At 43.5% G+C, this 18,045-nt stretch carries 16 protein-coding genes and 1 riboswitch; of the genes, 8 read left to right on the forward strand and 8 right to left on the reverse strand.

The features are described from left to right. Positions 1-296: 296 nt before the first annotated feature. Both clpS and clpA read left to right on the forward strand, forming a co-directional pair. Complete coding sequence (clpS, locus tag AC6R05_RS11750; protein ID WP_032549455.1) at positions 297-617, forward strand: ATP-dependent Clp protease adapter ClpS; 321 nt, start codon at positions 297-299, stop codon at positions 615-617. A 42-nt stretch (positions 618-659) separates the two neighbouring features. Next, the gene (clpA, locus tag AC6R05_RS11755; protein ID WP_032549454.1) at positions 660-2,930 is read left to right on the forward strand and encodes an ATP-dependent Clp protease ATP-binding subunit ClpA; all 2,271 of its coding nucleotides are present in this window, start codon (positions 660-662) and stop codon (positions 2,928-2,930) included. Positions 2,931-3,146: 216 nt separating this feature from the next. On the opposite strand, the gene infA is transcribed toward clpA, so the two are convergent. From infA to aat, 3 genes are all read right to left on the reverse strand, one after another. Beyond that, positions 3,147-3,365, reverse strand: coding sequence for a translation initiation factor IF-1 (gene infA / locus AC6R05_RS11760; RefSeq protein ID WP_001040192.1), 219 nt, complete (start codon positions 3,363-3,365; stop codon positions 3,147-3,149). A gap of 82 nt (positions 3,366-3,447) precedes the next feature. After that, a complete protein-coding gene (locus AC6R05_RS11765) occupies positions 3,448-4,146 on the reverse strand; it encodes an arginyltransferase (protein ID WP_500647458.1) in 699 nt (232 codons plus the stop codon). Then, positions 4,143-4,856, reverse strand: coding sequence for a leucyl/phenylalanyl-tRNA--protein transferase (gene aat / locus AC6R05_RS11770; RefSeq protein WP_285464166.1), 714 nt, complete (start codon positions 4,854-4,856; stop codon positions 4,143-4,145). The genes AC6R05_RS11765 and aat overlap by 4 nt, the downstream gene beginning before the upstream one ends. Before the next feature lie 50 nt (positions 4,857-4,906). Between aat and AC6R05_RS11775 the strand changes: the two genes are divergently transcribed. Then, complete coding sequence (locus tag AC6R05_RS11775) at positions 4,907-5,362, forward strand: outer membrane lipoprotein (protein WP_500647459.1); 456 nt, start codon at positions 4,907-4,909, stop codon at positions 5,360-5,362. 163 nt (positions 5,363-5,525) lie between these two features. Continuing rightward, positions 5,526-6,806 (forward strand): 3-phosphoshikimate 1-carboxyvinyltransferase, encoded by a 1,281-nt coding sequence (gene aroA, locus AC6R05_RS11780; RefSeq protein WP_500647460.1) that lies wholly within the window; start codon positions 5,526-5,528, stop codon positions 6,804-6,806. Positions 6,807-6,962: 156 nt separating this feature from the next. Here aroA and AC6R05_RS11785 read toward each other — a convergent pair whose 3' ends face one another. Next, positions 6,963-7,208 carry a YciN family protein gene (locus AC6R05_RS11785; RefSeq protein WP_150871813.1) on the reverse strand — a complete coding sequence of 82 codons (246 nt, stop codon included), beginning with the start codon at positions 7,206-7,208 and terminating at the stop codon, positions 6,963-6,965. Positions 7,209-7,645: 437 nt separating this feature from the next. On the opposite strand from AC6R05_RS11785, the gene topA reads away from it, so the two are divergent. The 4 genes from topA to AC6R05_RS11805 all read left to right on the forward strand — a co-directional run bounded on the left by topA (position 7,646) and on the right by AC6R05_RS11805 (position 14,520). After that, entirely contained in the window at positions 7,646-10,276 is a 2,631-nt protein-coding gene (topA, locus tag AC6R05_RS11790; protein ID WP_152468460.1) for a type I DNA topoisomerase, read from the forward strand. 516 nt (positions 10,277-10,792) lie between these two features. After that, the gene (gene glgC, locus AC6R05_RS11795) at positions 10,793-12,022 is read left to right on the forward strand and encodes a glucose-1-phosphate adenylyltransferase (protein ID WP_084181813.1); all 1,230 of its coding nucleotides are present in this window, start codon (positions 10,793-10,795) and stop codon (positions 12,020-12,022) included. Further along, on the forward strand, positions 12,012-13,466 hold the full coding sequence (gene glgA, locus AC6R05_RS11800; RefSeq protein ID WP_500647461.1) for a glycogen synthase GlgA: 1,455 nt from the start codon (positions 12,012-12,014) through the stop codon (positions 13,464-13,466). The genes glgC and glgA overlap by 11 nt, the downstream gene beginning before the upstream one ends. A 256-nt stretch (positions 13,467-13,722) precedes the next feature. After that, complete coding sequence (locus AC6R05_RS11805; RefSeq protein ID WP_032549440.1) at positions 13,723-14,520, forward strand: alpha/beta fold hydrolase; 798 nt, start codon at positions 13,723-13,725, stop codon at positions 14,518-14,520. 100 nt (positions 14,521-14,620) lie between these two features. Here the strand turns inward: AC6R05_RS11805 and AC6R05_RS11810 are convergent, their stop codons facing one another. From AC6R05_RS11810 to purR, 4 genes are all read right to left on the reverse strand, one after another. Continuing rightward, positions 14,621-14,941 (reverse strand): putative signal transducing protein, encoded by a 321-nt coding sequence (locus tag AC6R05_RS11810; RefSeq protein WP_032549439.1) that lies wholly within the window; start codon positions 14,939-14,941, stop codon positions 14,621-14,623. Between the two features lie 13 nt (positions 14,942-14,954). Then, complete coding sequence (locus tag AC6R05_RS11815) at positions 14,955-15,635, reverse strand: TVP38/TMEM64 family protein (protein ID WP_150871818.1); 681 nt, start codon at positions 15,633-15,635, stop codon at positions 14,955-14,957. Between the two features lie 124 nt (positions 15,636-15,759). Further along, positions 15,760-16,350, reverse strand: coding sequence for a TfoX/Sxy family DNA transformation protein (locus AC6R05_RS11820; RefSeq protein WP_032549436.1), 591 nt, complete (start codon positions 16,348-16,350; stop codon positions 15,760-15,762). Between the two features lie 128 nt (positions 16,351-16,478). Continuing rightward, positions 16,479-16,563, reverse strand: a riboswitch (cyclic di-GMP riboswitch). Positions 16,564-16,734: 171 nt separating this feature from the next. After that, the gene (purR, locus tag AC6R05_RS11825) at positions 16,735-17,739 is read right to left on the reverse strand and encodes an HTH-type transcriptional repressor PurR (RefSeq protein WP_032549435.1); all 1,005 of its coding nucleotides are present in this window, start codon (positions 17,737-17,739) and stop codon (positions 16,735-16,737) included. Between the last annotated feature and the right edge of the window lie 306 nt (positions 17,740-18,045).

The following is an 18,045-nucleotide window of genomic DNA, read 5'->3' on the forward strand; positions in this document are numbered from 1 at the left end:
TAATAACAAATCACACCCGAGAATCTGAACTATTTATTAACTTATTTGTAACTTAAGGGCGCAAATATTTGTTTTGCGTATGTTTATGCTGCCTTTTTAATCAATCACATATGTTAATCGACGCAATAGGCATCTTTTATTTGCAGCAAGGTAAATGGTGGATTAGGCTCAATGTATGGGTTTGATTTTTGGTCTCGTTTTCTAACACCGTTTCTTAGTACACCCTAAACGGTGAATGTGGTAGATTTAAGTATCGCACATGTCCGATTTCCAAAAATAACCTTAGCAAAGCTAACATGAGTAGAAACTTTGAATGGGCGGCTCCAGGCTCTGATTTACTGGAGAAAGAAAAAACGAAAGTTAAGCCACCGGCAATGTATAACGTCGTACTTAATAACGATGACTACACGCCAATGGACTTTGTAATCGAGATCCTAGAGCGATTCTTCTCACTAGATATCGAGAAAGCAACGGAAATTATGCTCAAGGTTCATTATGAAGGTAAAGCTATCTGTGGGACTTACAGCGCAGAGATAGCGGAAACAAAAGTAGCGCAAGTGACGATGTATTCAAAGGAAAATGAGCATCCGCTACTATGTACAATGGAGCAAGCTTAAAGACTTGTTCGGACAACACTGTTGTTCCCTTAGGAGGTACTTATGCTGAATAAAGAATTAGAATCAAGCTTGAACGGCGCTTTTGCTCGAGCGCGAGAAAAGCGACATGAGTTTATGACTGTCGAGCACCTCCTACTTGCATTATTAGAAAATGATGCGGCTAAGGAAGCGTTATTGGCATGCCAAGCCGATCTTGACGCCTTGCGTAACGAACTCGATATTTTTATTGATCAAACCACTCCTCTTATCCCAGAAAGCGACGAAACGCGAGAAACTCAACCAACACTTAGTTTCCAGCGTGTACTGCAGCGTGCTGTTTTCCATGTTCAATCATCGGGCCGCAGCGAAGTAACCGGTGCTAATGTCCTTGTTGCCATCTTTAGTGAGCAAGAATCTCACGCAGCCTACCTGTTGAAGAAGAACGATATCAGTCGCTTAGATATTGTTAACTTTATTTCTCACGGTATCACTAAAGCAAGTAATGAAGGCGACAGTGCTTCATCGTCTGACTCGTTTGGTGCTGAAAACGCAGAAGAGGCGAGTTCAGAAGACAGACTTGAAAACTTTGCGACCAACCTTAACGAAGTAGCGAAGAAAGGCAACATCGATCCACTGATTGGGCGTGATAAAGAGCTAGAACGCACAATCCAAGTACTATGCCGTCGTCGTAAAAATAACCCTCTACTTGTTGGTGAAGCGGGCGTGGGTAAAACCGCGATTGCGGAAGGCCTTGCGTGGAGAATTGTAGAAGGCCAGGTGCCGGAAGTGATTCAAAGCAGCGTTATCTACTCTTTGGATATTGGTTCTCTACTTGCGGGTACTAAATACCGTGGTGACTTTGAGAAGCGTTTTAAAGCGATTCTGAAACAGTTAGAGAAAGAAGAAGACGCAATCCTATTCATCGATGAGATCCACACCATTATCGGTGCAGGTGCAGCATCGGGCGGCCAAGTAGATGCTGCAAACTTAATTAAACCTCTACTGAGTAGCGGTAAGTTACGTTGCATTGGTTCAACGACTTATCAAGAGTACAGTAGTATTTTTGAGAAAGAGCGTGCATTGTCTCGCCGATTCCAGAAAATTGATATTGTTGAGCCATCACTTGATGACACAACCAAGATCCTTATCGGTCTTAAGCCTAAGTACGAAGCGCATCACGAGGTTCGCTACACCAATAAAGCCCTTCGTGCTGCAGTAGAGTTATCGGCTAAGTACATTAATGAACGTCACCTTCCTGATAAGGCGATTGACGTGATTGATGAAGCGGGTGCTCGTAGTCGCTTAGCTCCAGCAAGCCGCCGTAAGAAAACGGTTAGCGTTGCTGATATTGAATCTATGGTTGCTAAGATGGCTCGTATCCCTGAAAAGTCAGTCTCTTCTTCGGATAAAGACATTCTGCAAAACCTAGATGACCGTATGAAAATGTTGGTGTTTGGCCAAGATACGGCAATCGATGCATTGAGTGAGGCGATTAAGCTTACACGTGCGGGTCTAGGTGCAGATAACAAACCAGTAGGTTCATTCTTGTTCGCTGGCCCAACAGGCGTAGGTAAAACGGAAGTGACAGTACAACTATCGAAACTGATGGGTATTGAGCTGCTGCGTTTTGATATGTCTGAGTACGGTGAGCGTCACTCGGTGAGCCGTTTGATTGGTGCGCCTCCTGGTTATGTTGGTTACGATCAAGGCGGTCTATTGACAGATGCGGTTATCAAAAACCCTCACTCTGTTGTACTGCTAGACGAGATTGAGAAAGCGCATCCTGATATCTTCAACCTACTACTGCAAGTAATGGATAACGGTACTCTAACGGATAACAACGGACGTAAAGCGGATTTCCGTAACGTGATCCTAGTGATGACAACTAACGCAGGTGTGGCTGAAACAGAGAAGAAATCGATCGGCTTGATCCAGCAAGATCACGCGCCAGATGCGATGGGTGCTATCAAGAAAGTGTTCACTCCAGAGTTCCGTAACCGTCTTGATAATATCATCTGGTTTAACAGCTTAGATCCGACTGTCATTAGTCAAGTGGTTGATAAGTTTATTGTTGAGCTACAAGTTCAGCTAGATGCTCGTGGCGTATCTCTGGAAGTATCAGAAGATGCTCGTCATTGGTTAGCTGAAAAAGGCTACGACAAAGCGATGGGTGCTCGTCCAATGGGGCGTGTGATTCAAGAGCAGCTTAAGAAGCCTCTGGCAAATGAATTGCTGTTTGGTAGTTTAGTTGACGGTGGTACTGTGAAAGTAACGCTGAAGAAAGATGAGCTTCAATTTAGCTATGTTGGTGCGAAAGAAGAAGTGATGCACTAATCATTCTCTTTTATAAACATCAATTAAAACGTACGGCTTCGGTCGTGCGTTTTTTTATGCTTTGAAGATGCGAGATGCGAGATGCGAGATGCGAGATACGAGATACGAAGAGAGCGGAGAAAGATAAAGAAAAGCGGTTAAGGCAAAGCGCCAAATGTCAGGCAATAAAAAACGGAGCACTAGGCTCCGCTTCTTATCGTATTCACTAATGAGACATTAACGAGCACGGAAGACGATGCGGCCTTTAGAAAGGTCGTATGGAGTCATCTCAACAGTTACTTTGTCACCAGTAAGAATACGGATGTAGTTCTTACGCATTTTACCAGAGATGTGTGCTGTCACTACGTGACCGTTTTCAAGCTCAACACGGAACATTGTGTTTGGTAGAGTATCAAGGACAGTGCCTTGCATCTCGATTACGTCTTCTTTAGCCATCTAATCCTCTTTCGACATTTGGCGGTTTTCAACGGCGATGATTGTGCCGTCAAAATCAAATTATGTAAAGTTGTGGCGTATTCTACCCTTGCCACACTTGATTTACTAGCCTTTGATGACGTTGAAATCGCACTTTATAGTTCATAGCGGGGCATTCGTCGATTTGATAACCCAAATACAGCCACTGTTTTTGGAGTTGTTGAGCATGTTGAATTTGAAACAAAACTCCCAGTGTGCCTAGCGATAAATCGATCTCAGGGTCGAAAAAGGTATAAAACGCACTGGTGCTTTGACTCATCACATCAGTAACGGCAATCGCCACCAATTTTTCATCTTGGTAGATGTGTAAATATTGAGTATTTAGCCAATCGTTTTTAGAAAACTGCAAAAATTCATCTTTCTTCGGTGGATACATAGTTCCAGAGCGATGACGAGCCGTAATATAACGGCTATACAGTTCAAACCACATCTCATCCATTTGTGGTTTCATGACCCATTTAAATGACTTGGCTTTGTTAAGAAGGCGCTTCTGGCTTTTTGAAAGCTGTATCTCTGGGATGGCTAACCTTAATGCGTGACAAGAAGAGCAATTATCGCAATGAGGTTTGTATATGGTCGCGCCACTGCGACGGAAACCGTTGGCCAATAGAACTTCATAGTTATCAGGTGTGTGCATGTGTTCGTCGAGAGTAACAGCCACACGCTCTTGCCTCTCTGGTAGGTAGCTACAACTATGATTATCGGTTAATCCGATTCTGATCTGATGTAAGCCTGAACTCATTCCGAACAATCCTCGAGCCATTGTGGTTGAAAGCACTCTGCTGCAATAGAACGCTCTTTTAATAATGACAGAGATTCTAGAAAAGTCTCTCTTTCGATCTCCATTGCACCGAGCGACTCCAAATGAGGGTTCATTACTTGGCAATCAATCAGTTGCCCGCCATATTGTGAGAAATGACGGCAAAAATACCATAGGGCGATCTTCGAGGCGTTGGTCTGGGTACTAAACATCGACTCACCACAAAAAAGCTCACCACGAAGGATGCCATACAAACCTCCGACCAACTCGTCTTCGTTCCATACTTCAACGGAGTGACAATGTCCCATTTTCGCTAGTTCGATGTAAGAGCGCTGCATATCTTGGTTTAACCATGTCTCTTCAGCGGGGCGTAATGATGAGCAAAGGCCAATCACTCTGTCGGTCGCTAGGTTGATGCTTACACGGTAGTTGTGTTTACGCTGAAATTTTTTGAGACTTTTAGCTGGTTGAAATGTCTTAGGATTAAATACGGCTCGCGGAGCTGGGCTCCACCAAAGGATAGGTTCGCCAGGCCCGTACCATGGAAAAATGCCATGACTATATGCATTGAGAATACGCGCAGGAGAAAGATCGCCACCAAAAGCCAGTAATCCGTTTGGATCATCAAGTGCTTCAAATGGTGAAGGGAATTCTATACTAGTAGTATCCAACTCTGTTAAGTATATAGTCATTGCTATCGCTTATAGATTTACATAGACCAAAGGTCGTTAGGAGTGTTGTCATGAAGAAATTGCTTTGGATTTTACTGTTTTTGCCTCTTATAGCAAATGCAGCCTATAACAGGAATCAAGCTCGACCGGTCAATGATGTTGTGTATGGTGAGATTGATACCGTGCGTTATATCACTCAACAGGAGATTGTAGAGTCAAAAGCCAATGGTTGGGAAACGCTACTTGGCGCGGCTATTGGTGGTTTGATTGGTAATCAGTTTGGTGGCGGTACCGGTAAAGAAGTGGCGACAGCCGTCGGTGCTGTGGCGGGTGCAAGTATCGCAAGAAACAGAGCCAATAGTCCATATCGAGTTGAGTACAAGCTTGTCGAGTTATTGGTAAAAACCGACGACAATAAGCTGATCAATATTATTCAAGATGTCGACAGCTCGATGCTTTTCTCTCGCGGTGATGACGTAAGAATTCTGTACTTTTCAGACGGTGTACGTGTTGACCTAGTGTACTAGTTTAAAATTACACTTCGTTTGGTGACTGATTGAGGTTTTTCTGGTCGATTTGCTCTGGAGTTCATCGAAAAAGTTCGTTAGTCTGCAATTACGAAGAATTATTCATCGCCTGAAAATAAATCGAAGACGGTCAGTCAGGTGATACAAGGATTAAATAGATTTAATGGAAAGCCTTACGTTACAACCAATACAAAAAGTGAGTGGGGAAGTTAACCTACCTGGCTCTAAAAGTGTTTCTAACCGAGCGTTGCTACTTGCAGCACTTTCGAGTGGCAAAACACGCCTAACTAACCTTCTAGACAGTGACGATATTCGTCATATGCTGAATGCTTTAACTAAGCTAGGTGTCAACTACCAACTGTCAGATGACAAAACGGTTTGTGAAGTTGAAGGTCTTGGTGGTGCATTTGCAAGCCAAGAGGCGTTAGAACTGTTTCTTGGTAACGCGGGCACGGCGATGCGTCCACTTGCCGCAGCACTATGTTTAGGTTCTGGTGAATACGTATTGACGGGTGAGCCGCGCATGAAAGAGCGCCCGATTGGCCACTTAGTGACTGCTCTACGAGAAGGTGGCGCTGACGTTGAATATTTAGAAAATGAAAACTACCCGCCATTAAAAATCAAAGGCACGGGCTTGAAGAGCGGTACCGTATCAATTGACGGTTCGATCTCTAGCCAATTCCTAACAGCTTTTCTAATGGCTGCACCTTTAGCTGAGGGCGAAATCACCATCAAGATCGAAGGTGAGCTGGTATCTAAGCCTTACATCGACATTACTCTACATATTATGAAACAGTTCGGTGTTGATGTGATTAACAACGACTATCAAGAGTTCGTTATCCCAACTGGCCAGCAATACGTTGCGCCGGGCGATTTCCTTGTAGAAGGTGATGCCTCATCAGCATCTTACTTCCTAGCAGCTGCTGCGATTAAAGGTGGTGAGATCAAGGTAACGGGTATTGGTAAAAACAGTATCCAAGGTGATATTCAGTTTGCAGACGCACTCGAAAAAATGGGTGCTGAGATTGAGTGGGGCGACGATTACGTTATCTCTCGTGTTGGTCAGTTAAAAGGTATTGATATGGATTACAACCATATCCCTGATGCCGCGATGACGATTGCAACGACAGCTCTGTTTGCTGAAGGCACAACGGCGATTCGCAATGTATACAACTGGCGCGTAAAAGAGACCGATCGTCTTGCTGCGATGGCGACAGAATTACGTAAAGTGGGTGCGGAAGTGGAAGAGGGTGAGGACTACATCATTGTTCAGCCTGTTTCTGAGCTTAAACATGCGGCAATCGATACGTACGACGATCACCGCATGGCAATGTGTTTCTCTTTGGTGGCGCTGAGCGATACTCCTGTGACGATTAACGATCCTGGTTGTACGTCGAAGACTTTCCCTGACTACTTTGACAAGCTGAAAATGCTTAGCCGATAGTACATTGGAAATTAAAAAAGCTTGCTTAAGGGCAAGCTTTTTATTTGGTAGTTTGGCTTTGTCTATGTCGACTTAACTGAAGCCGTTATGGTGACCGCTTGTCGATCTATCGCTCTTGAAGCAGTTTCAGCTCAAGCAAAATTTTCTATTCGAGCGTTACTGTTGTAGCGTGAATTCTTTAGACAGGTGGTGCGCTAGGTACTTGAACATGTTGAATACTGCGGTGGTATTTTCGGTCGGTAGACCATTGCTGTCCAAGAAGTATTCGCCTTTGAATACCAATACATCATCTTTCTCTGTAACGCTATCTGCGCGCATTCCCTCTATATAGTCAGCGTGAGATTGAATGACTTGGTTTGCGATAAGCAGAAGGTCGAACTCTGTGATTACTTGTTTACTCATTGAGATTCTCTAATAACGATGGATAGATGGAGTTTAGAGCGACAGAGTAGAAATTCAATGACCTGACCCCAAGTCGAATAGGAGTTTTCGATTTTATGTTCGATATTTTGTGATTTATGACAAAAATAATTGAACAGGGCTCGCCATTGAAACATAGACAAGATTAGTATGACCCCGTTTATATAAGAAGCTTGAAAAACAGGCGTTTTGAAGTACGGTTTGATTGTACTTTAGTCTCAAATCCTATTGTGCCCCTTTTCTCAACTGAGTCGCTGAATTGTCGAGCGATCAGATCCAATTTTGAAAAAAGCGGTTGATCTTCTTTTAATCTCGCACAATAGTAAAAAAAGAAGCAATGAATTTAGAATATCATGCGTAAAAGCCCACAGTTGATTTGTTGGTGCTGAAGCATCGTGATTAAGGACGTTAGTGTCAATATGGGTAAATCGCTCGTTATAGTGGAGTCGCCAGCCAAGGCAAAAACTATCAATAAATATCTTGGCAAAGACTTTGTCGTTAAGTCGAGTGTAGGTCACGTACGTGACTTACCAACGGCGGGACAAAGCACAGGCAAGAAGGCGGCTGCTGTTTCAACAAAGGGTATGAGCCCAGAAGAGAAAGCTCGTATCAAGAAAGAAAAAGATCGCAAAGCACTCATCAAAAAGATGGGTATCAACCCATATAAAGATTGGGAAGCGAACTATCAGGTTCTGCCAGGCAAAGAAAAAGTCGTGGCTGAACTCCAAAAGCTAGCTGAGAATGCAGACCATGTATATCTCGCAACCGATTTGGACCGCGAGGGAGAAGCTATCGCATGGCACCTTCGTGAGATCATCGGTGGCGATGAAGCGAGATATAAACGAGTAGTATTTAACGAGATCACCAAGAACGCGATTCAGCAAGCGTTCGAAACTCCGGGTGAGCTCAATATTGATGGCGTGAACGCTCAACAAGCGCGTCGATTCATGGACCGTGTTGTAGGTTTCATGGTTTCGCCACTACTTTGGAAAAAAGTAGCACGTGGTCTTTCTGCAGGTCGTGTACAGTCGGTAGCCGTTAAGCTGCTGGTAGAGCGTGAGCGTGAGATCAATGCGTTCATTCCAGAAGAGTTCTGGGATATCCACGCTGATACGCAAACAGGCGATAAAACCGATTTCCGTCTTCAGGTCGCTCAGAAAGCAGGTGTTGCTTTCAAGCCTGAAAACGAAGAACAGACAAAAGCAGCACTGAGTATTCTAGAAAAAGCAGAATACGAAGTGTGCAAGCGTGAAGACCGCCCAACTAAGAGTAAACCTTCAGCACCTTATATTACGTCGACGCTACAACAAGCCGCGAGTACTCGCTTGGGTTATGGCGTTAAGAAGACGATGATGTTGGCTCAGCGACTCTATGAAGCGGGTTACATCACGTATATGCGTACTGACTCGACGAACTTGAGCTCAGAAGCTGTAGATATGGCGCGTGAGTACATTAACTCTGAGTTTGGTGATAAGTATTTACCAGCTAAACCACTTGTTTACGGCAGCAAAGAGGGCGCACAAGAGGCGCACGAAGCGATCCGCCCATCAAGTGTTGACGTTAAGTCTGAAGACCTAAAAGGCGTTGATGCTGATGCTCACAAACTGTACTCATTGATCTGGAATCAATTTGTCGCGTGTCAAATGACGCCTGCACAATACGATTCAACAACAATCAGTGTAAAAGCAGACGAGTACACTCTGAAAGCTAAAGGGCGTATCCTTAAGTTTGATGGTTGGACTCGTGTACAACGCCCTATGGGTAAGAACGATGACACTATCCTGCCATCGGTTGAGCTAGGCGATAAGCTTAAACTTGTGACGCTTGATCCTAAGCAGCACTTTACTAAGCCACCTGCACGTTACACTGAAGCAGCTTTGGTTAAAGAGCTTGAAAAACGTGGTATCGGTCGTCCATCGACTTACGCATCAATCATCTCAACGATCCAAGATCGTGGTTACGTGAAGGTTGAGCAGCGTCGCTTTTACGCTGAAAAGATGGGTGAGATTGTTACTGACCGTCTCGACCAGAGCTTTAACGATCTGATGAACTATGACTTTACTGCTCGTATGGAGCAGAAGTTAGACCAAATTGCGGAAGGTGAAGCGAACTGGAAAGGCGTTCTAGACAACTTCTTTACAGATTTCACCGGTGATCTCGAAAAAGCGGACCTTGATGAAGCGGCTGGCGGCATGAAGCCAAACCACATCGTAGAAACTGATATTGAGTGTCCGACGTGTGGTCGCAACATGGGTATCCGTACTGCTTCTACTGGTGTATTCCTTGGCTGTTCAGGTTATGCATTGCCACCAAAAGAGCGTTGTAAGACAACGATTAACCTTGGCGATGAAGAAGGCATTATCAATGTTCTTGAGGAAGACGTTGAAACTGCTGCACTGCGAGCTAAGAAGCGTTGTCCTATCTGTGAAACAGCGATGGACGCTTACCTGATCGATGACAAGCGTAAGATGCACGTTTGTGGTAACAACCCGAACTGTGATGGTTACGTTGTAGAGCACGGCGAGTTCAAAGTTAAAGGCTACGATGGTCCTGTTGTTGAATGTGACAAGTGTGGTTCAGATATGGTTCTGAAAAACGGTCGCTTCGGTAAATACATGGACTGTACCAACGACGATTGTAAGAACACACGTAAGATTCTGAAAAACGGTGAGGTTGCGCCACCGAAAGAAGACCCTGTTCACTTCCCTGAGCTTCCATGTGAAAACTCAGATGCGTACTTTGTACTGCGTGACGGTGCTTCTGGTCTATTTATGGCGGCAAGTAATTTCCCTAAATCACGTGAAACGCGTGCACCATTAGTGGAAGAGTTGGTTCGCTTTAAAGACCGCATTTCGCCGAAATTCCAATACCTGACGACAGCTCCTGTTGCTGACCCAGACGGTAAGCCGACAGTGGTTCGCTTTAGTCGTAAGACCAAAGAGAACTACGTACGAACCGAGGTCGACGGCAAACCTTCTGGTTGGACAGCGCTGTTTATTGACGGAAAATGGGAAGTCACAGATAAGCGCAAAAAGCCAAAAGAAAAATAGTGAGTAAAAAGCAGCCTAGTTTGGCTGCTTTTTTTTGTGTTGAATATGAGTTTTTATGCAACACAGTGCAATAATTGTCTCAAGGCTGAAAAAATAATTCTTTTGAGGTATGAAATAATTTAGAAAAGAAAGTATGATTTCTTTGCGAGCGTTAACATTAATGTAACTAAATTAAAATATTGTAATTAGCAGATCAGTATTTTGATGTAGAAGGCATGTGTTTTCATTGTTAATGTAATGTTTCTGAAAGTCTGTGTAATGTGAGCTGCTTTGAGACTTAGAAAAGCAATCGTTTCACATACCACAGAATGGCATATTAAAAATTGAAATCGACTGAAAAGTCGATAACGTATATAAAACCAAGTGCAAAGCATAGTGCACATATAACAACGTTTGGCTTAGTATTTTGTCACTGAATATGAATGGATATGTACTAAGTGCCTAAAATAAGAGTTGGTGCTTACCCCCATAGGCTTACCCCTAAACTAAGTACCAACATCGACAAGCTATAAATATATGGAGAATAAAATGGCTGGTGTATTGGGAATGATTCTTGCTGGCGGTGAAGGCTCTCGTTTAAGACCTTTAACTGAATCTCGCAGCAAACCCTCGGTTCCATTTGGCGGAAGCTACCGCTTAATTGATTTTGCTTTAAACAATTTCGTAAATGCGGATCTTATGAAGATCTACGTTTTGACACAGTTTAAGTCGCAGTCACTATTCCATCACATGAAAAAAGGCTGGAATATCAGTGGGATAACAGATAGATTCATCGACCCAATTCCTGCGCAGATGCGTACGGGTAAGCGTTGGTATGAAGGTACGGCGGATGCGATTTATCAAAACCTTCGCTTCATGCAACTAGAAGAACCAGATCAAGTTTGTATCTTTGGTTCTGACCACATCTACAAAATGGACATTAAGCAAATGCTTGATTTCCATAAAGAGAAGAAAGCGGCGCTGACGGTTTCTGCTCTACGTATGCCTTTGGCTGAAGCATCAGAGTTCGGTGTTATCGAAGTTGATGCGGAAGGGCGTATGATCGGCTTTGAAGAGAAGCCTGCAAATCCTAAGTCAATCCCTGGCGACCCTGATTCGGCACTCGTTTCAATGGGTAACTATGTATTTGAAGCGAACGAACTGTTTGCTGAACTGGTAGAAGATGCAGATCGCGAAGGCTCATCTCATGACTTTGGCAAAGACATTATTCCAAACATGTTCCCACGTGGTGACGTGTTTGTTTATGACTTCAGCACAAACCGTATTACTGGCGAGAAAGAGGAAGTTTACTGGCGCGATGTGGGTACGATTGACGCTTACTGGCAGGCACACATGGACTTGCTAGAAAAAGATGCGCCATTCTCTCTATACAACCGTAAATGGCCTCTTCACACTTACTACCCGCCACTACCGCCGGCAACCTTTACAGATTCTGCAAACGGGCGAGTACAGATCATCGATAGCTTAGTATGTAACGGTAGTTACGTACGCGGCTCTCGAATCGAGAAGTGTGTACTTGGTTTCCGCAGTAATATTGCATCTGCTTGTGATATCAGCGAAAGTATCTTACTTGGTGACGTTAAAGTGGGTGAGGGCTGTGTTCTTCGCCGTGTTATCGTCGATAAAGATGCAGATATCGCACCGGGCACTCAAATCGGCGTGAATCTGAAAGAAGATAAAAAGCACTACCATGTTTCAGAAGATGGTGTTGTAGTAATCCCTAAAGGAGCACGAGTTGGTTACTAAGACTCTCTCGGTACTTTTTGTAGCGTCTGAAGTTGAAGGTTTAATTAAAAGTGGTGGCTTGGCTGATGTAGCCAAGGCACTGCCTAAAGCGTTACAAACACTCGAACAGGACGTTCGAGTGACCATCCCCGCATATAGCAAAATCCCGAATATCGAATCAGCTGAAGTTATCCTATCGACTGAGCTCGATCACTGGCCTCATACGGCTTATCAAGTTAAAAAGTTAAGCGTTGAAGGCGTTCAAGTCTTTGGTATTGAATGTCCACAATACTTTGATCGCCCAGAGATGTACGCTGAGAACAACCAAGCTTACGCTGACAATGGTGAAAGGTTCGCGTTTTTTAGCGCTGCTTGTTTAGACATGTTGCCAAAGCTTGGTTTCCAGCCAGATATTGTGCATGCTAACGATTGGCACACTGGCTTTGTTCCATACCTGTTGAAGTCTCGCTATCAAGAGCACGATTTTTTCAAAGAGATACGCAGTGTTATTTCGATACACAATGCCGTCTTTAAGGGCGTGTTCTCTTATGATGAACTGCAGAACTTACCAGAAATGCACGGTCGATATGTGCCTGAAGCCGCGGTAAGTGACACCCATGTCACTATGCTAAAGGCTGGTGTGATGTGCGCAGATAAGATCAATGCCGTTAGCCCGACGTACGCTGAAGAGCTAAAAACAGAGCTTGGAAGCCACGGTATGGCGCGAGAGTTCCAACAACGTTCTGATGACTTGTTTGGTATTTTAAACGGCTGCGATTACGGTTCATGGAACCCAGAAACGGATGCTTATCTACCGCGCAAATACAAAGCAACGAAGCACAGTATGGCTCGAGGCAAATCCGCTTGTAAGCAAAAGCTGCAGCAAGAAGTTGGTTTACCTGAATCTGATTGCGCCGTGTATGGCATGGTATGTCGCCTGACTAACCAGAAGGGTGTTCACTACTTAATTCCGATCATTGAAGAGTTCCTCAAGAATGAACTGCAAATCGTGATTGTGGGTACAGGTGATCCCGTATTAGCAAGCCAGCTTAAAGAGCTTTCCGCGCTGCATTCAGAGAAGTTTTCGTTTGTTGAAGCTTACAACAACGAGTTGGCTCACTTGGTTGAAGCCGGTTCAGACTTCTTTTTAATGCCATCTGAATTTGAGCCTTGTGGCTTGAATCAGATTTATAGCATGGCTTATGGCACTCTACCTATCGTTCGCTCAGTAGGCGGCTTAAAAGACAGCGTTAATCATTACGATGACAACACTGAACTGGCCACAGGCTTTGCTTTTTGCGAGCCAACCCCTCAGGCTTTACTCTCGGTATTGCATCGCTCTTTGTTGCTTTATGCACAAAAACCTGCAGAAGTTCGTCGCGTTCAGCTCTATGCAATGCAACAGAATTTTAGCTGGGAAGATGCTGCTAAATCCTATTTAGAGATGTATCACACCGCGTTGTAACTTGTGTATTTGAAAAGTAAGGTGTTCCATTGTGAACACCTTTTTTTGTTTTTAAAGTGTCACTGTTAGTGTCTAAGTTAACTGTTGAGCTACCGTTAGTTTCATATAACGCTTTGGGAGTAATTGTGGTTGAGCTATTCAGAACGCTGATAAGATGATTGACACTACTATCACTTAATCGGTTTAATAGCGTGCTATCATTACCAAGCATCTAGCAATGGTGCTCAAGCAAATAAGTAGAATTAAAGCGAAAGGTATGTCTGAGAGTTTATTATTCCATAAAACATTCAATCACCCGACCAGTGATGAGTGGGTCGTTTTCGTCCACGGTGCTGGTGGGAGTTCGTCCATTTGGTTTAAGCAGATCAAAGCTTACAAACAGCACTTTAATTTGCTGCTGATTGACTTGAGAGGTCACGGTAAATCCGACAATTTATTAAAAGAGCTGATCAGTAACCGTTACACATTCAAAGCGGTAACGCTCGATATTCTTAAAGTGCTCGATCACCTAAAAATTCGTTCAGCGCATTTTGTTGGAATGTCCTTAGGAACTATTATCGTTCGAAATGTGGCTGAGTTGGCTGCAGAGCGTGTTCGTTCAATGGTACTCGGCGGTGCTGTAACGCGTTTGAATACGCGCTCTCAAGTCTTGGTTAAATTAGGTAACTTAAGTAAACATATTATTCCTTATATGTGGCTTTACAGCCTGTTTGCTTACATTGTTATGCCACAAAAGAGTCAGCGAGAGTCTAGACACCTTTTCATTCGCGAAGCGAAAAAGCTGTGCCAAAAAGAGTTCAAGCGCTGGTTTATTCTTACTGCTGACGTTAACCCGTTGATGCGTTACTTCAAAGAGCGAGAGCTACCTATTCCAACCTTGTATCTGATGGGAGAGCGTGACTACATGTTCATCAAGCCCGTTAAAGAGATGGTGGCGGCACATAAATCGAGTGAGCTGGTGGAAATTGCTAACTGTGGTCACGTTTGTAACGTGGAGCAACCCGAAGAGTTCAACCAGCGCTCTATTGAGTTTATTCAAAAGCAAATCAAATAACGTGAGTTTGGTGAAGCATTGTTCACTTGACATAACGAGATACAAAAAAACAGGAAGCTATTACGCTTCCTGTTTTTTTAGGGACTCGTTTTTACAAAACTTATGTTTCAGGGCAAGGTGAACCACACTGCCAACAAGAACCAAACTGGGCTTCATTGACCTCGTGACACTGACTACAGCGCCACTCTTCATAGATGATGGAATCTTGTTGCTTCTTATAAGCATTGATGAGGTTTAGTGCTGCTGTTGCATCAGAAGGCTCGTAGAGCCACACATATGGGTCTGTTTCTTCAGAGAAAGGGATTTCTCCCTTTAAACCAAACAATCCTTCACCACGCACTTCACAGGCAATTTTTTCACTCTCTAGAAGCCCACATATTATGTGAGCCTCTGTTGGGTTTGCAGCACTGAATATCTTCATCAATTTTCCTTATCTATTCCGCGACTGGCGCCGAACGAAACTTACCCATAATCCATTTTGCAGCAATTGGGAAAACGCCAAGCAGTGCGAAAGAAAGCAGTACAGAAGGGGATACGATGCCTGATAGCGAATCGATCTCTGCCAACTGAGTACCTGCGTTTAAGTAAACTGCAGTGCCAGGAAGCATTCCTAATTGGCTAGTCAAATAGTAGCGTCCTACAGAGATAGGTGTTAAGCCCATTAGTAAGTTAATTAAGAAAAATGGGAATACCGGAATCAAACGTAAAGAGAATAGGTAGAATGCACCATCTTTTTCTACGCCTTGGTTAATGGTCGACAGCTTATCGCCAAACTTACCTTGCACCCAGTCACGCAGTAGAAAACGGCTACTCAAAAACGCTAGTGTTGCACCTATGGTACTTGCAAACGACACGAGTAATAAACTAGTCCAAAAGCCGAATAGCGCCGCCCCGAGCAGCGTAACTACAGCAGCGCCTGGAATAGAGAAAGCGGTAATCATGATATAGAGGATGAAGTAGGTTGCAGCTGCAACAACAAAGTTACTCTCTATGTAGTCGTTAAGAAGTGCCTGCTGAGCCTTGGCATTTTCAAGCGTTAAGTATTGACCAAAGTTAACGGCTAGTAACACTATCGTGGCAACTAAAATTATGCCTAAAATCATTTTCTTACTCATGGGAGCGTCCCTTAATCTTTTGCTTATAGTTAGTATAGTTAGACAGGAGAAGGAAAGATTAACTTTCAAAAGAAAATAAAAAAAGCCACATTAATGTGGCTTTTTACAATTAAGTGATTTGGACCTAATTAATAGAGCTGATGAGTTCGTCACGTCGCTGCTGAGGTATCACTGACCAATGAGTGCCGTTGATTGCACCTTCAAGCGCCCAAAGTAGCTCTAAGCTCACACTTGATGAATGAGACTCTTTAATGGCTTTGTATGCATTAACAGAACCTGACTCATACAAGCTTTCAACGGTATCGATCCCTGCTTTTTTCAACATTCGCTCTGTGGCAAGTCGAAGGTTTGGCAAATCTTTCAATCGAGTCGGTTTCGCCGATGATTGGATTTGTTTCTCTTCTTTAGCACAGTTAAGGGAAGCTTTTGCCAGCTCGATAATACGTTCTTGAGTCTGCCAGAGGTCTTCTGGGAGGGCAAAATACTTAGTAACGACTGGGAATCCACGCTTTTTGTAAACGTAAGGTTCGAAGCCCTGTTGTTCAAATTGTGAAGTAGTATTCTTATCAGCTCGAATGTGCAACTGATTGTTTACGACCAATGCAAACATGGTGTCATCGGCAAAAAGGCCGAAACCGCCAAACATTGAGCGTGACTTTATCTTTCCAAGTGGCTCAAATAACTTCATTGAGTCCTTGAGTATCGGTTTATCCATATTGTTTATCTCGGTGTATTTGAATTACGCCACCAAATAAGCAGGTCCGAGAGATTAGCAAAATGTCGCAATAAAATTGTCAATAAGCCGTAAATTACTACTAAAGGTAGGAAATACTGCATTTTGCCATCGGTAACCCCGCTACCATACCAATAATGGGTTAGGCCGGAGGCTTTGCGTCTCACCCTTTCAAGTGATTTGCCCTGTGCGTGACTGTATAATCAAGAATAAAGTTTTTTGTTGAATGAGGTTCACACTTGTTATTCTAAAATGTGATCTTAATTCAGTTAATTGTTGTCTTGATATGCAACTGGGTTTTTATTTTTGACAAATAAAAAAAACGCACCAAACGGTGCGTTTTATTAGATTTTTCTAAAGTTTACGTTATTTTAACGTTTTTACTGTCGCACGCTCAATGATCTCTGGATGCATCTCGAACACACGTTTTTCGTGGTCTTTGTCTTTGATACGTTCTAGCAGGATTTCGAACGCGTTCTTACCGACACGACGTTTTGGTTGGTGAACAGTCGTCAACGGCGGTGAGAAGTACTCTGCCAACTCAATATTGTCGTAACCAATCACTGAAATATCTTCAGGGATCTTAATACCTTGCTGTTGTAGGCGGCTCATAAGACCAAGCGCCATCGTATCGTTAAAACAGAATACCGCGGTAGGGCGATTTTCCATTGCAGCGATTTTATCTGCAGCGATAACAGCCGTATCACACTCGAAGTTACCTTCAAGGATTAGGTTGTCATCAGCTTGAATGTCTGCCTCTGCAAGTGCACGACGGTAACCAGCGATACGTTCGACACATGCCGCTTTATCTAAGTGACCACTTAGACATGCAATACGTTCATGCCCGCGTTCAACTAGGTATTTAGTCGCTAGGTAGCCACCTTCTTCAGAGTTGTCGATGATCTTATCTGCTTGTGAACTTTCAGGACCCCAATCCATAACAACTTTTGGAATGTCTGCATGACGGTCAAGCATTTCACGAAGTTCTTCCGTTAGGTCAGAACACATTACTAAGATGCCATCTACACGCTTTTCAGCAAGCATTCGGATGTAGTCACGTTGCTTTTCGTAGATACCACCTGTGTTACATAGAATCAGCGTATAGCCTTGACGGTAACAGTAACTTTCCACACCATCGATCACTTCAGAGAAGAATAGGTTAGTTGATTGAGTTACTAACATACCGATTGTGCGCGTAGAGTTACATTTCAAACTACGGGCAACGGCACTTGGTGCATAATTTAATTCGTCTACGGCTTTGTTTACTTTTTCTTGAGTCGCTTCTGCTACGAAACGTGTCTTGTTGATCACGTGAGAAACGGTGGTTGTTGATACGCCGGCTAAGCGAGCGACATCTTTTATAGTTGCCATGGCTTTATCCTATTGATAGCTACTTCCTCAGCAGTACGGAGCAAGTAGCCGTTTTAAGCTACCAGAACAAGAGCTTAGAATGTGTAGGGCTCTCTCGGTACTAAAGTGCTAAAAAACAAAAAACCGCTAATGAGAGCGGCTTGTCTTAACACCGAAATGCTCTTAGCTAATTTAAAGCATAGCATTTCGAGAATGTTTCATATTTTATCGTTTGCGGTCACAATTTTAGACTGACTAGAAAATACTCGCAATAAAATTCACCCAGAAATCTGGGTGAATTGTCACATTCTACCTAAATTGTGCCTT

The sequence above is a fragment of the Vibrio sp. R11-SG3-ISO9 genome (assembly GCF_059834255.1).

Bases quoted from the DNA above. Each gene is read 5' to 3' on its own strand.
- clpS (WP_032549455.1), top strand. From the start codon at position 297: ATGAGTAGAAACTTTGAATGGGCGGCTCCAGGCTCTGATTTACTGGAG.
- clpA (WP_032549454.1), top strand. From the start codon at position 660: ATGCTGAATAAAGAATTAGAATCAAGCTTGAACGGCGCTTTTGCTCGA.
- infA (WP_001040192.1), bottom strand. From the start codon at position 3,365: ATGGCTAAAGAAGACGTAATCGAGATGCAAGGCACTGTCCTTGATACT.
- AC6R05_RS11765 (WP_500647458.1), bottom strand. From the start codon at position 4,146: ATGAGTTCAGGCTTACATCAGATCAGAATCGGATTAACCGATAATCAT.
- aat (WP_285464166.1), bottom strand. From the start codon at position 4,856: ATGACTATATACTTAACAGAGTTGGATACTACTAGTATAGAATTCCCT.
- AC6R05_RS11775 (WP_500647459.1), top strand. From the start codon at position 4,907: ATGAAGAAATTGCTTTGGATTTTACTGTTTTTGCCTCTTATAGCAAAT.
- aroA (WP_500647460.1), top strand. From the start codon at position 5,526: ATGGAAAGCCTTACGTTACAACCAATACAAAAAGTGAGTGGGGAAGTT.
- AC6R05_RS11785 (WP_150871813.1), bottom strand. From the start codon at position 7,208: ATGAGTAAACAAGTAATCACAGAGTTCGACCTTCTGCTTATCGCAAAC.
- topA (WP_152468460.1), top strand. From the start codon at position 7,646: ATGGGTAAATCGCTCGTTATAGTGGAGTCGCCAGCCAAGGCAAAAACT.
- glgC (WP_084181813.1), top strand. From the start codon at position 10,793: ATGGAGAATAAAATGGCTGGTGTATTGGGAATGATTCTTGCTGGCGGT.
- AC6R05_RS11805 (WP_032549440.1), top strand. From the start codon at position 13,723: ATGTCTGAGAGTTTATTATTCCATAAAACATTCAATCACCCGACCAGT.
- AC6R05_RS11810 (WP_032549439.1), bottom strand. From the start codon at position 14,941: ATGAAGATATTCAGTGCTGCAAACCCAACAGAGGCTCACATAATATGT.
- AC6R05_RS11815 (WP_150871818.1), bottom strand. From the start codon at position 15,635: ATGAGTAAGAAAATGATTTTAGGCATAATTTTAGTTGCCACGATAGTG.
- AC6R05_RS11820 (WP_032549436.1), bottom strand. From the start codon at position 16,350: ATGGATAAACCGATACTCAAGGACTCAATGAAGTTATTTGAGCCACTT.
- purR (WP_032549435.1), bottom strand. From the start codon at position 17,739: ATGGCAACTATAAAAGATGTCGCTCGCTTAGCCGGCGTATCAACAACC.